Source organism: Sphingomonas daechungensis, assembly GCF_014489495.1.
Taxonomy (GTDB): Bacteria; Pseudomonadota; Alphaproteobacteria; order Sphingomonadales; family Sphingomonadaceae; genus Sphingomicrobium; species Sphingomicrobium daechungense.
The window spans coordinates 107,118-120,614 of record NZ_CP060780.1; the positions used below are offsets into that span (position 1 = coordinate 107,118).

A 13,497-nucleotide genomic window follows, 5' to 3' on the forward strand; every position below is an offset into this window, starting at 1 on the left:
CATGGCGAGCCTGAAGGCCCTCAAGATCCGCATCGGCTCGGTGAAGTCGACGCAGAAGATCACCAAGGCGATGAAGATGGTCGCCGCGGCGAAGCTGCGCCGTGCCCAGCAGAACGCCGAGGCGGGCCGTCCTTACTCGAAGCGGCTGACGCAAGCCGTCGAGCGCCTCGTCAGCCGGATCACGATCAGCGACAACTCGCCGGTCCTGGTCCGCGGCACGGGCAAGGACCAGACGCACCTGATCGTCGTGGTCACCAGCGACCGCGGACTTGCCGGAGCGTTCAACACGAACATCCTGCGCGCTGTCCGTGCCAAGGCGACCGAGTTGACGGCCGAGGGCAAGACCGTCCTGTTCTACATCGTCGGCCGCAAGGGCCGTCCGGCCATCCAGCGGATCGCTCCGAAGGCGATCATCGGTCAGTACGACACCAGTCAGATGAAGTCGCCGGCTTATGCCGACGCGCAGGGCATCATCGACGATATCATCGGCCGCCTGCAGCAGGGCGAGTTCGACGTCGCGCACCTTGCGTACAGCGAGTTCAAGTCGGTCCTGGCGCAAGAACCCGTCGTCAAGCAGATCTTCCCCGTCCTGCCGTCGGGGACCGCCGAGCAGGGCAAGACCGCTGCGGCGCCTTCCGCTGTCGAGTATGAGCCCGATGAGGAAAGCATCCTCGCCGAGCTACTGCCACGGAACCTTTCGGTGCAGGTCTACACCGCACTGCTAGAGAACCAGGCTGGCTTCTACGGCTCGCAGATGACCGCCATGGACAATGCGACCCGCAACGCCGGCGACATGATCAACCGCTTGTCGATCCAGTATAATCGCCAGCGCCAGGCCGCGATCACGACCGAACTCGTTGAAATCATTTCCGGCGCCGAAGCGCTCTAACCCGATACGAAGCCAAGGAAGACAGACATGGCAACCGCCGCTCCAGAGACCAAGACCCGCAGCCGCGCCAAGAAGGGCGACGCCGGATCCGCCACGGGCGCCGGCGGAGCAGTCGAGCAGCAGACCGGCAACCTGACCGGCCGCGTCGCGCAGGTCATCGGCGCCGTCGTCGACATCGCGTTCGAAGGCGAACTTCCCCCGATCCTCGCGGCTCTCGAGACGGAGAACCAGGGCGGCCGGCTCGTCCTTGAGGTTGCCCAGCACCTTGGCGAGAACATCGTCCGCACCATCGCGATGGACTCGACCGACGGTCTCACCCGTGGCCAGATCGTCCGCGCAACGGGCTCGCAGATCCGCGTGCCGGTCGGACCGAAGACGCTCGGCCGCATCATGAACGTCATCGGCGAGCCGATCGACGAGCGCGGCCCGATCGGCAGCGACCTGTCCGCTCCGATCCACGCCGAGGCTCCGGCATTCGTCGACCAGTCGACCGAAGCCGCCATCCTCGTCACCGGCATCAAGGTCATCGACCTCCTCGCTCCGTACGCGAAGGGCGGCAAGATCGGCCTGTTCGGTGGCGCCGGCGTCGGCAAGACCGTGCTCATCCAGGAGCTGATCAACAACATCGCCAAGGCCACGGCGGCGTGTCGGTGTTCGCCGGCGTCGGCGAGCGGACCCGTGAAGGCAACGACCTTTACCACGAGTTCCTCGAGGCGGGCGTCATCGCAAAGGATGCCGACGGCAACCCGACGCCGGAAGGCTCCAAGGTCGCCCTCGTGTTCGGCCAGATGAACGAGCCGCCGGGCGCCCGCGCCCGCGTCGCTCTCTCGGGCCTCACCCAGGCCGAATATTTCCGCGACCAGGAAGGGCAGGACGTTCTTTTCTTCGTCGACAACATCTTCCGCTTCACTCAGGCGGGTTCGGAAGTGTCGGCGCTCCTCGGCCGCATTCCTTCGGCCGTGGGCTACCAGCCGACCCTGGCGACCGACATGGGCACCCTTCAGGAGCGCATCACGTCGACCAACAAGGGCTCGATCACCTCGGTGCAGGCCATTTACGTGCCGGCGGACGACTTGACCGACCCGGCGCCGGCGACGTCGTTCGCCCACTTGGATGCAACCACCACGCTAAGCCGCGCGATTTCGGAGCTGGGCATCTACCCGGCCGTCGATCCGCTCGATTCCGTCAGCCGCGTTCTGACCCGGCCGTCGTCGGCCAGGAGCACTATGAAGTGGCTCGTGCGGTTCAGGAGACGCTGCAGAAGTACAAGTCGCTGCAGGACATCATCGCGATCCTCGGCATGGACGAGCTTTCCGAAGAGGATAAGCTGGTCGTCAGCCGCGCCCGCAAGATCCAGCGCTTCCTGTCGCAGCCGTTCCACGTCGCAGAGGTGTTCACCAACATCCCGGGCAAGTTCGTGCAGGTCGAAGACACGGTGAAGTCGTTCAAGGCAGTCGTCGAAGGCGAATACGACCATCTTCCGGAAGCAGCGTTCTACATGGTCGGCGGCATCGATGAAGCGGTCGCCAAGGCCGAGAAGCTGGCTCAGGAAGCCTAAGCGAAAATGGCCGATCGGCTTGCCATCGAGGACTGCGTCAACGAGACGTGCCCTTGGTCGGGCGAGCCGGTCAGCGCCGACAGCCTGGCGCTCTACAAGGGCAAGGTCGTCGGCTTCTGTAACACCGGCTGCCGCGACAAGTTCGAAAAGGCAGCAAGCGCGTTCGACGCGGCGATTGAAGGTAAGGAATAATGGCCGATCTCAAGTTCGAGCTCGTGACGCCAGAGCGCTTGGTGATGTCGGACGACGTCTACATGGTCGTCGTTCCCGGCACCGAAGGCCAGTCGGGTATCCTCGCCGGCCACGCGCCTTACATGACGACGCTGCGGGACGGTGAACTCGCCGTCTACCGCACCGCCGGCAGCCAGCCGGAGCGCATCCCAGTCACGGGCGGCTTCGCCGAGGTCAGCGAAAATGGCCTGACCGTGCTCGCCGAGAGCGCGGGCACCTAATCCGTCTTCGGCTGGTAACGCCAGCGACGGGCCTTGCCGCCGTCGGCCAGTGACACTTCGGCGACAAGCTCCCTGCCCTCACGCCAGTAGCGAATCTTCTGCGGGTAATCGTGCTCGGAATTGACGAATGTCACTCCGGACTCTGAGCTCGGCGTCCACTCGAAGGCGGTTCGATTCTGGCCTTCGGGCGAGCCATAAAATGTCATTTTCGATGACGCTGGGTCGATTTGGATCTGCATGACTTCCCAGTCTGCGAGCGCGTCTGCGCGACCGCTACGACCGCTTCCCATCATGATTCCCGCCCGGGGATCGTTCCAGCACTCCTCGATCCACTTGCCGTGCGCCTCGCTTTCCCAGCACCCGGTAAGCCACACCGGCAAGACCGGACGCGGAGTAACCTCCGCCACGAACGCCGCAAGCATCAACAGCATGCCAAAACCCCTCCCTTCATCGCGGGCCAAACTAAAGTCGGTTAGCTTTTTCTAAAAGTTTGAGTCCTATTCACCATTCCTGATTTCGGCGGAACCGCAGGAAACGGGTTAAGAATGAACGCATTCGGCAAACGTGGCGGCTTGGGCGGCGGCAATGGTCGTCCTCAGTTCGGTGTCGCCAAACCGATGAAATCGTCGTCGGGTGGTGCTTCCTCGTCTGTGCCGGATGAGGCTGAGCAATTTCCGCCAGTCGACGACCTAACCGAGAGCTTCGACAGCGCTTCCGAGCCGACTCATGCCGGTACGGCGGCGATGGACAGGCTCAACAGCCGTCAGAACGCCAGCGGCGATGCTGCAAGCAGCAAGACCGAAGGATTCGAAGCAGCAGTTCACCGTATCAAGGAGCAGGTGCTCCCGCGCCTTCTGGAACGTGTCGACCCCGAAGCCGCTGCGACGCTGAGCAAGGATGAGCTGGCGGAGGAATTCCGTCCGATCATCGGCGAAGTCCTCGCCGAGCTGAAGATCACCCTGAACCGCCGCGAGCAGTTCGCCCTCGAGAAAGTGCTGGTTGACGAGCTTCTCGGCCTTGGGCCTCTCGAAGAGCTCCTCGCCGACCCGGCCGTCAGCGACATCATGGTCAACGGACCCGACCAGACGTTCGTCGAGCGCAAAGGCAAGCTTGAGCTGGCCCAGATCCAGTTCCGCGACGAGGAGCACCTGTTCCAGATCGCCCAGCGCATCGTGAACAAGGTCGGTCGCCGCGTCGACCAGACGACGCCGCTCGCCGACGCCCGCCTCCAGGACGGCAGCCGCGTCAACGTCATCATTCCGCCGCTGTCGCTCCGCGGTACGGCCATCTCCATTCGTAAGTTCTCCGAGAAGCCGATCACGCTCGACATGATGAAGGGCTTCGGCTCGATGTCGGAGAAGATGGCGACGGTGCTGAAGATCGCAGGCGCCAGCCGCATGAACGTGGTCATTTCCGGCGGTACCGGTTCCGGTAAGACGACCATGCTCAACGCTTTGTCGAAGATGATCGACCCGGGCGAGCGCGTGATCACGATCGAAGACGCGGCCGAGCTTCGTCTCCAGCAGCCCCACTGGCTTCCGCTGGAAACCCGTCCGGCCAACCTCGAGGGACAAGGTGCGATCACCATTCGCGACCTCGTCATCAACGCCCTGCGTATGCGTCCCGACCGCATTATCCTCGGCGAAATTCGTGGTCAGGAGTGTTTCGACCTTCTGGCCGCCATGAACACGGGCCACGACGGCTCGATGGCCACGCTCCACTCCAACAGCCCGCGCGAATGCCTGGCCCGTATGGAAAACATGGTCATGATGTCCGACATCAAGATTCCGAAGGAGGCGATCTCCCGCCAGATCGCCGACTCGGTCGACCTGATCGTCCAGGTGAAGCGCCTCCGCGACGGTTCGCGCCGCACGACCAACATCACCGAAGTGATCGGCATGGAAGGCGACGTCATCGTCACGCAGGAGCTGTTCAAGTTCGAGTATCTAGACGAGACAGCGGACGGAAAGATCGTCGGCGAATACCGCTCGATGGGCCTGCGCCCCTACACGCTCGACAAGGCCAAGCAGTACGGCTTCGATCAGCCGTATCTGGAGGCCTGCCTCTAAGGCATCGTTTTTCGCCGATTGCTGTGCAACGTTGCGGCGGTTCTGTTCAAGGAGCCGCCGTATGCGTTTGTCCATCGCCCTCGCCTGCCTTGTCCTAAGCCTGCCGACGCTGGCGGAAGCCAGGAAACCTGCCTCGCAACCGCCCGCCGTCGAGGGCCAGACCGCCCAGCCGCCTGTGGCGGATGACGGTTATCCCTATTTGCTGTTCGTTCCGAAGGGCTACAACGAGAGCGGTACTGATCGCTGGCCGCTGCTCATTTTCCTGCATGGGTCTGGCGAGCGCGGTACCGACATCAATGTCGTGAAGAAGCACGGGCCACCCATGCTGGTGGAAAAGGACCCCGCCTTTCCGTTCATTGTCATCTCGCCGCAGCTTCCGGAGCAATCGGCGACGGTCGGCCGCTATTGGCCGGTCGAGCCGCTGGAGGCGATCCTGACGCACGCCATGAAGACCCTCCGGGTCGATCCCTCGCGTGTCTACCTCACCGGTCTCAGTCTTGGTGGGATCGCCACTTGGGAATGGGGCACAACCCATCCGGAACATTTCGCTGCACTGGCGCCAGTCGCCGCGTTCGGGATCCCAAGAATGCGTGCAATGCCAAGGACGTGCCCATTTGGGCGTTCCACGGGGACCATGACGACGCCGTCGACACGCGCGGCGACTTCGAGATGGTCGACGCGCTCAAGAAGTGCGGTTCAACCCCTGCCCCACGGCTGACGATCTATCCGAACACCGATCACTGGTCGTGGGTGCCTGCCTACAACGATCCTGCACTCTGGATGTGGCTGTTGGAACAGCGGAAACCGGTGCCGCCGAAGCCTTCGAGATAGGCCTGCGGACTACGGCTTCCGGGTTGGAACGCTGACGACGGTGAACTTTCCGAGCTGGCAATGCGGATAATTGCGAAGCCCGGTCGCCTGCACTTCCACCGGATCGAAGATCTTGACGCGATCTCCTTCGCAAATGTCGCCCGTTTCAGCCCCGGTCGTGATCGCGATTGCCGCGCTGGATCCCAGCCGTTCCACGCCGGCGCATGGTCTCGCCAGCTCGCTGCGATAGGTGACCCCGCCAACGACGTCGAACTCCATCGCATTGGGGCCAACAGTCCGCCGACCGACAATCTGATCCAGCGGAACGCACCTATTCGCTTTTGTCGTCGCGGAGGGTTCAGCGGTCGGATTAGCCGCCAACGCAGCTCCAGCCGCGGTCATGCCTACCAGCGCCAGTGAAATCGCTATCTTCATGGCTGTTCTCCCGAGAAGCGAGAATCATACTGCCGATGCATGAACCGGGGCTGAGGCGAACGCGTTTCCGATTGCATCGTACAGCGGCTTCGGGCGGAAGTTTGCATCGTATGGCGTCCCGCGCTTCATGGTCTTGTCCGCTCGCGGATCGAATCCATTCAGCCAGCTGTATCGGTCAACCATTCCCCAGGCGAGGATATCGCGAAGCTGCGAATAGCTCAGCATCAGGTCGAGGTACGCCTTGGCATAGTCTGCCACCATGCGATCGCGCTGGGTGATATCGGTAGGTGCCATGCGGTCGTTCACGTCGAATTCCGTGATGACCAGTTTGTAGCCCATGCCGACGACCTCATCCACGAAGCGGCGCCAAGGACCTTCAGACTCTTTCACGATGTCTGCGACTGGCCCCTGTTTCAGCAGACGGATGTGGGATTGGATGCCAAGCGCATCGACCGGTGTCCCGCGCTTTCGGAAACCCTCTAGCAGCTTAAGCACGCCGCGCATGTGGGTCTCGTCTTCGCTGTTGCGCTCCCAACTCATGTAATCGTTGTAGACCAGCTGGGCGTGAGGGGCTTCGGCACGCGCGGTGTGGAACATGAGGTCAAGGAAGGCTTCCCCACCAATCGCGCGCGTGACGTTGGTATCCCGGATTTCACCGGTTCCCGGTTCCACCGCTTCGTTCACGACATCGTAGGAGTAGATGCGCTTGCCGTAGCGACTGCAAACTGTGCGGACGTGGCTGACAAGGAGGGCTTCAGCGGCCGCCTTGGGCTGAGGGCCGAAGTCGAAAGTCTCAAGCCACTTCGGATACCATTTTGTAGGCGTCCAAAACAGCGTGTGGCCGCGCACAGCCATTCCTTGCTTCGTCGCATATTCTACGATTGCGTCGAATTGCTGGAAGTCGAAAGTCGTTGGGCCCGGCCGCGTCCACTGCCACTTCAGTTCATTCTCGGGGACCAGAAGCGAACAATCGCGTTCAAGGATTGTCGCGTAGGCCGGATTGGCAAAGCTGCCGCGATCGGCGCCGGGCTTGCTCCAAGACACGGCCGAACCAAAACGGCGGCCGCTCTTCTTCGCGAACGCGTCGAGGGACGCTGAAGACCCTGCGGCCACGGCCGAGTCGGTCGAAGCGATCAGCGCGGCCGAAAGTCCGGCGGCCAATGCTCCGCGCCTCGAAAATTGCGTTGGCTTGCTTGCAATGTCCATAACGCTGCATCCACACTTAATTTCCTGTGATAGCGCTAACACGCTGCAACAGGCCACTCAACGCGGATGTGAGATGATGGCCAGGTGGTTTCCGAATAGCGCAGTGACCTTGCTGGCTCTGAGCGTGTTGGTGGTGATTGCTACCCCGCCCGCGCCGAAGATGGCTACGATCTCTGGCTCCGCTATCGGCCAATCGAGAACTCGCAGCGAGAAGCCTACGTTCGACAGGCGCAAAGCATCGTCGAGACGCGGAGCTCGCCGACATTGAATGCGGCAGTCGCAGAATTGCAGCGCGGCATCGGCGGTCTGCTCGGCGCAACGCCCCCTCTTCGACGCGACCTCTCGGACGGCGCGATCCTGATTGGCACGCCGGCGTCGTCGCGCGTAATCGCAGGAATTGGACTGAAACTGGACGGTTTGGGCAGCGATGGGTTCCTGATCCGCAGCGTCAATCTCTCGGGCAATCGCGTGACGGTGATTGCCGCAAATGACGAAGTTGGAGTCCTTTACGGCACTTTCGCCTTCTTGCGGCAATTGCAGACACATCGACTCGCTGAAACGCTGAACATCCGCGACGTGCCCGCGTCACGGCTGCGGATGCTTGACCATTGGGACAACCTGGATCGCACTGTCGAGCGCGGATATTCCGGCTTCTCACTGTGGGATTGGCAAAAGCTGCCTCGCTGGCGAGACCCGCGCTACACGGATTATGCGCGCGCCAATGCCTCGATCGGCATCAACGCCACGGTGCTGACCAACGTCAATGCTGACGCCCAGGTCCTGACGCCCCTCTACCTGGCCAAGGTCGCGGCCCTCGCGGATGTTTTCCGGCCATATGGAATCCGCGTGTTCCTGACGGCAAGATTCAGCGCGCCACTGGAGCTGGGCGGGCTGAAGACCGCGGATCCGGTCGATCCGAAGGTCCGTGCCTGGTGGCGTGCGAAGTCGGACGAGATCTACCGGATCATCCCGGATTTCGGTGGCTTTCTCGTCAAGGCGAACTCCGAAGGCCAGCCGGGACCGCAAGATTACGCCCGTACGCACGCTGACGGCGCCAACATGCTGGCCGAGGCCCTGCAGCCTCACGGTGGAACGGTAATCTGGCGCGCGTTCGTGTACGCTGCAAAGCCAGGAGAAGACCGCGCAAAGCAGGCCTTCGATGAGTTCCGGCCGCTCGACGGCAGCTTCCGTCCCAATGTCATGCTGCAGGTCAAGAACGGGCCGATCGATTTCCAGCCCCGCGAGCCGTTCCATCCGCTGTTCGGAGCCATGCCCAGGACGCCAGTGGTGCTCGAGGCGCAGATCACCAAGGAGTATCTGGGATTTGCGACCCACCTCGCCTTTCTCGGGACCATGTGGGAGGAGGTGCTGAAGGCCGACACCTGCCGTCCGAAATGCGGAACTCCCGTCGCCGACACGATCGCCGGCATGGCGGGTGTTTCGAATGTCGGCACGGATCGCAACTGGACCGGTTCACAATTCGACCAGGCCAATTGGTACGCGTTCGGTCGGCTAGCCTGGGATCACGGCTTGCCGGCACGTGAGGCAGCTGAGGAATGGGTTCGGATGACTTGGGGCAACGATCCCAAAGTGGTCGAACCAATCGTGGGCATGATGATGGGGTCGCGACAAGCAGTCGTGAACTACATGACGCCGCTCGGGCTTCATCACCTCATGGCGACGGGCCATCACTATGGGCCTGGCCCCTGGGTCAACAACCTCGAGCGTGCGGACTGGAACCCGACCTATTTCCACAAGGCCGCCAAAGACGGCATCGGCTTCGACCGGACAAAGTCCGGAAGCGATGCAGTTGCGCAATATTCACCCCGGGTCGCCGGCTGCTTCAGCAATCGCCGCTGCGTGCCGGACGATTACCTTCTCTGGTTCCATCATGTGGGTTGGGATGAGCGAATGCGAAGTGGGCGCTCGTTGTGGGGTGAGTTGGCCTTCCGGTATGATGATGGCGTCAGTCGGGTGCAGGAGATGCGCCGAACGTGGCGCGCTTTGCAAGGTGAGATCGATGCTGAGCGCTTCAACGAAGTCGACGCCTTCCTCGGGATTCAGGAAGCTGAGGCCCGGTGGTGGCGCGATGCTTCTCTAGCCTATTTCTCGAACGTGTCGGGGCGGCAACTCCCTGAGGGTGTGCAACCTCCTGCGCATAGCCTCGGCTATTACGAGGCGCTGACCTTCCCCAACGTCCCAGGGCACTGATCGGAAAAAAAAAGGGGCCCCTCCGTTTACGCGGAGGGCCCCGGGAGAGGGCTTTCGCCCGTTCTGCTATCCGCGCTCTGGAGCCGGCGGCGGCGGCGGAGGCGGAGGCGGCGGAACCGGGCACGCATCCGTCGCCAGGATCACTGACCCGTCCGCGCACGTCTGGGTCGCCGGAGGCGGCGGCGGAGGTGGTGGCGGAGGCGGCGGAGCCGGTGGCGGCGGCGGCGCCGGCGTGAAGGTGCCGCGCAGGATGAACGAGAACCTGCGATCGTTCATGAAGTAGGACCGCGGACCCAGCAATCCGGTTGTCGTGAATTGCTGGAGGGTCTTGGTCACCTCGTTCGTCAGGTTCACCGCCTGGACACCGACCTTGATGTCCTTCGTGACCGAGAAGAACGCCGAAGCATCCAGCTGCCCGGTCTTGTCATTAAAGATCGGGTCGTACGGGAAGATCACGTCGGCTGCGGTCAGCAGGAATTTCGAACGCCAGTTGTAGGCGAGACGGAAGGATACCGGACCCTTCTCGTAGAAGCCTTCGATATTGACGTTGTGCTTCGACAATTGCTCAAGCGGCAAGTTGCCGGAAACGCCGCCCGGAGGCGTGTTCACCGGAGCACCGCCATTCAGCATCGAGTTCGGCAGGCCCTTGCTCTTGATGTGCGTGTAGTTGGCGTTGATGCCGAAGCCGCTGAGCAGGCCCGGAAGGAAATCGAAGGTTTGCTGGTAAGCAATCTCGAAACCCTTCACCTTGCCGTTACCGTCGTAGTTGGCTGGACCACGAACGATTACGGTCTGTGTGATGCCGTTGCTCGTGATGTCGCGGTTGGTGACGTCCTGGAAGAAGAAGTTGTGGATCGTCTTGTAGAATGCGTTGAACGTCAGCGATCCCACTCGAGCGAAATACCACTCCAGGCTCGCATCGAAATTCTTCGAGATTGCGGGCTTCAGGAACGGATTGCCCGCCGTCGCCGTCAACTGGAACCCAGCGCTCGTGTCCGAGCCAATCGTCAGGAAGTTCCGGATGTTCGCCATTTCTGGTCGAGCCAGATTCTTCGAGGCCGCGAAACGCAGGATGAGATCGTTGGTCAGGCCGAACTTCAGGTTCAGGCTTGGCAACCAATAATGATAGTCATTCTTGGCGAGGTCCTCGGTCGTCTGACCCGTCGCCCAGGTCTGCAGGTCGGCGTAGCCGGCCGGCCCGAGGAGGCAAACGCCGGTCGGCGGCACCTGCGGCGCAGGCGGCGGCGGAACGGCGCAGCGAATGGCAAAGGGATTCGTGATACCCAGCGCGGACTGCGAAGGAACGCCGATCGAACCCAGCGATGTGACTTTCGTAGTCACGTACCGGATGCCGATGTTGCCATCGAGCCGGACATTGCCAAAGATCGGTTCGTCGCTGCCGAAGTTCAGCATCGCGTACGCGGCCTTGTTCGTCTCGCTGACTTCCTGAATTTCGCTCGGCAGGAACAGCGTTCCAGGAACGACGCCTGGACGGTTGGCCAGCGAATTCCAACTGTTGGCGCTTCCGCCTCCAGCAACACCGGCTGCCTGCACGCTCTCGAAGAAGTCGATCGCGTTCTGATAACCATCGATCAGGTCACCGGCGTAATAGTTCGCCGTCGGTGGTCGCGTGGTGTCACCACGGAAGAAGTTGTTGAAGCTGTACTGTTCGACGTTAGCGCCGCCCACCTGGTCCATGAACACCGCAGTGCTCCAAACCTCAGACAGCGAACCCCAGTTGTATGTGGAGTATTTCACCGTCTGGTCGCGGTCGGCGTAACGAGCACCGAACTTCGCACGCCGCAAGAAGGGCACGTCATCCAGGAAGTTGTAGGTGATGTCGCCGCGGAACGACCACTGATCGCCGCGGCTCTTTTCCGCGTGATCCATCGCTGCACGCCAGAAGGTGTAGCGAGGATTGCTGAAGTATTCGTCGTCCGTCGCGCCCGACAATTCAGGCGAAGTCGGATTTCCGAGATTCAAGGGCTTGTGCAGGATGACGTCCGGACTGTTTCCAGTCAGGTCGACTTCCTGGTCGGCAAAGTTCGATCCGAAAACGCTGACGTCCAGATTGTCGTGCTTCGCCTTCACGCGCTGCGCGTCGACAGCGAATGACCAGTGATCGTCGACGTTGTATTTGAAATTGACGCCCATGTCGGTGACTTTGTTGTCGTCATCGACCTGACGACGAGCCAGCGAGTGCTGCATGCCCCCGACCGGCACGCGATCGCCAACGACTTGCGTGCCCCATCCGGCGCCATACGGGCTGCCACGCCAGCCGCCCGTCGGGACGGTGATGTAGCCGCTCTCGAAAATGCCGTCGTCGTCGTACTGATAATTCTGGAACCCACCGACCGGACATTCGGCGCGGGTGGTTCCGCCTGGCCCGTTGCCGTTCGGCTGGCAGCCCGCGGGATAGGTATTGTATTCGGACAAGTCAGGCGCGGCCTCAAACGTATGCTCGCCCCATTTCTGGGTCGCGTGCGAACGGAGGAACTGCGCTGTCAGGAGCGCACGCCGGTCGAGGCTTTCCCACTGGGCCGCTGCGGCAATGCCCCTGCGCTGGCGGTTGAAATCCTGCGTGCGGAATTGCCCACCGAGCGGCGCGTATGCGAGCGGCAGCTGATCTGCGAACCCATCCGCCCCGGTGTTTCCGCAGTCCCGCACGGCGAGCCTGACGGAGGTAGAGTCGTGGTGTCGTTGTCGCTCGGAAGCGGGTTGCGGCAGATCAGCGGTCCGTTGTTCGCACCCGGAACCTGCGTGCCGTCGCGAGCCTGGAAGTTGGTGATCTGAACACCGTCCGCGCGGCTGAACACCTGCGAGTAGGAAACCGCGCCGAGCAAACCGATCCGGCCCATGCCGGTATCCCAGGTGTTGCTGACGAGGATCGAACCAACCGGCGACCACTTTTCCGCCAGGTCGCTGTAATTGGCCTCCAGGTCGAAGCCGATGCGAAGGCCCTTCTGGTCGAACGGCAAACGCAGGTTCATGTTGACGGCACCTGAAAGTCCGCCCTCGATCATTTCCGCAGTCGAGTTCTTGTACACCTCGACCGAACCGAGCAGTTCCGCCGGCACATCGGCGAAATTGATGGCCTGTCCGCCAACGCCCGTGGCGAAGGTATCGCGGCCGTTGAACTCCGACCGGACGAAGCTCAGGCCGCGAATCGCAACGGCTGAACCTTCGACCGAAAAGTGGTCGGGGTCGTTGCTGCCGGCGAAGCGGTTGATCGAAACGCCAGGAACGCGCTGGAGCGCCTCGGTGACCGACCGGTCCGGCAGAGCGCCAATGTCCTGCGCAGTGATTGCGTCCACAACCGTATCGGCGTTGCGCTTGATGTTCTGTGAGTTCGCAAGGCTCTGCCGGATGCCCGTGACGACGATGGCCTTGTCATCGGTGTTGTCGGTCGTTTCCGTGGAGCTGGAAGTCCCGGTATCTTGCGCAGCCGTCGCATCGACGGTCGCCTCAGACGGCGTTGTCTCTGTCGATTGAGCATAAGCCGGAGCGGTCCCAAGGACGCACATGGCCAAAGCCGACACTCCGCAGCGCAGAGATGCGTTCAGCCCAAACTGCAGCCTTTGGCCGCCGATAACCGGTGACGACATGAACTCTCCCCGTGTTAGCGCTAACAAGCCCCAGCGCTGTCTCTCTCTGCACGGACGATAATACGAGCGGCTTAACATGTGCAAGAGGGAGATTCGTTGATGGGCAAAGTGATGTATCAAAACTGCCACATGCGAGATAAGCGATTGAAGTCGCGATATTTTTGCAGGTTCTGCAACCGTTAAACAGCCATTTGACGTTGGCGAAAGCAGGCGCTTACAACATGGACTGGGGTGAGAAATGTTAGCGCAACCAAGCTTGGAC

At 61.9% G+C, this 13,497-nt stretch carries 10 protein-coding genes and 2 pseudogenes; 7 read left to right on the forward strand and 5 right to left on the reverse strand.

Annotated features, from left to right (window positions below; translation table 11 throughout):
- Nucleotide 1 precedes the first annotated feature (1 nt).
- The 4 genes and pseudogenes from H9L15_RS00630 to H9L15_RS00645 all read left to right on the forward strand — a co-directional run bounded on the left by H9L15_RS00630 (nucleotide 2) and on the right by H9L15_RS00645 (nucleotide 2,899).
- Nucleotides 2–889: a F0F1 ATP synthase subunit gamma gene (locus H9L15_RS00630; RefSeq protein WP_187714829.1), complete on the forward strand. Its 888-nt coding sequence runs from the start codon at nucleotides 2–4 to the stop codon at nucleotides 887–889.
- Nucleotides 890–1,021: 132 nt separating this feature from the next.
- Nucleotides 1,022–2,447, forward strand: a pseudogene (gene atpD / locus H9L15_RS00635) (F0F1 ATP synthase subunit beta).
- A gap of 6 nt (nucleotides 2,448–2,453) precedes the next feature.
- A complete protein-coding gene (locus H9L15_RS00640) occupies nucleotides 2,454–2,639 on the forward strand; it encodes a glutathione S-transferase (RefSeq protein ID WP_187714830.1) in 186 nt (61 codons plus the stop codon).
- The gene (locus H9L15_RS00645; RefSeq protein ID WP_187714831.1) at nucleotides 2,639–2,899 is read left to right on the forward strand and encodes an ATP synthase F1 subunit epsilon; all 261 of its coding nucleotides are present in this window, start codon (nucleotides 2,639–2,641) and stop codon (nucleotides 2,897–2,899) included. The genes H9L15_RS00640 and H9L15_RS00645 overlap by 1 nt, the downstream gene beginning before the upstream one ends.
- Here the strand turns inward: H9L15_RS00645 and H9L15_RS00650 are convergent.
- Nucleotides 2,896–3,330 (reverse strand): DUF6265 family protein, encoded by a 435-nt coding sequence (locus tag H9L15_RS00650; RefSeq protein ID WP_187714832.1) that lies wholly within the window; start codon nucleotides 3,328–3,330, stop codon nucleotides 2,896–2,898. The two genes, H9L15_RS00645 and H9L15_RS00650, sit on opposite strands and share 4 nt — an antisense overlap.
- Before the next feature lie 114 nt (nucleotides 3,331–3,444).
- On the opposite strand from H9L15_RS00650, the gene H9L15_RS00655 reads away from it, so the two are divergent.
- Complete coding sequence (locus H9L15_RS00655) at nucleotides 3,445–4,968, forward strand: CpaF family protein (RefSeq protein ID WP_187714833.1); 1,524 nt, start codon at nucleotides 3,445–3,447, stop codon at nucleotides 4,966–4,968.
- 61 nt (nucleotides 4,969–5,029) lie between these two features.
- Complete coding sequence (locus H9L15_RS00660) at nucleotides 5,030–5,686, forward strand: carboxylesterase family protein (RefSeq protein ID WP_187714834.1); 657 nt, start codon at nucleotides 5,030–5,032, stop codon at nucleotides 5,684–5,686.
- Nucleotides 5,687–5,808: 122 nt separating this feature from the next.
- Here H9L15_RS00660 and H9L15_RS00665 read toward each other — a convergent pair whose 3' ends face one another.
- Together H9L15_RS00665 and H9L15_RS00670 are read right to left on the reverse strand one after the other, a co-directional pair.
- Nucleotides 5,809–6,213, reverse strand: coding sequence for a hypothetical protein (locus H9L15_RS00665; RefSeq protein WP_187714835.1), 405 nt, complete (start codon nucleotides 6,211–6,213; stop codon nucleotides 5,809–5,811).
- Between the two features lie 24 nt (nucleotides 6,214–6,237).
- Nucleotides 6,238–7,374: an endo-1,4-beta-xylanase gene (locus tag H9L15_RS00670; RefSeq protein WP_223276363.1), complete on the reverse strand. Its 1,137-nt coding sequence runs from the start codon at nucleotides 7,372–7,374 to the stop codon at nucleotides 6,238–6,240.
- Between the two features lie 189 nt (nucleotides 7,375–7,563).
- Here H9L15_RS00670 and H9L15_RS00675 point away from each other — a divergent pair.
- A pseudogene (locus H9L15_RS00675) lies at nucleotides 7,564–9,630 on the forward strand (alpha-glucuronidase family glycosyl hydrolase); the annotation flags it as partial.
- A 66-nt stretch (nucleotides 9,631–9,696) separates the two neighbouring features.
- Here H9L15_RS00675 and H9L15_RS00680 read toward each other — a convergent pair.
- On the reverse strand, nucleotides 9,697–12,252 hold the full coding sequence (locus H9L15_RS00680; RefSeq protein ID WP_262984998.1) for a TonB-dependent receptor: 2,556 nt from the start codon (nucleotides 12,250–12,252) through the stop codon (nucleotides 9,697–9,699).
- Nucleotides 12,135–13,235: a TonB-dependent receptor plug domain-containing protein gene (locus tag H9L15_RS16485; protein WP_223276364.1), complete on the reverse strand. Its 1,101-nt coding sequence runs from the start codon at nucleotides 13,233–13,235 to the stop codon at nucleotides 12,135–12,137. Before H9L15_RS16485 ends, H9L15_RS00680 begins: the two co-directional genes overlap by 118 nt.
- Between the last annotated feature and the right edge of the window lie 262 nt (nucleotides 13,236–13,497).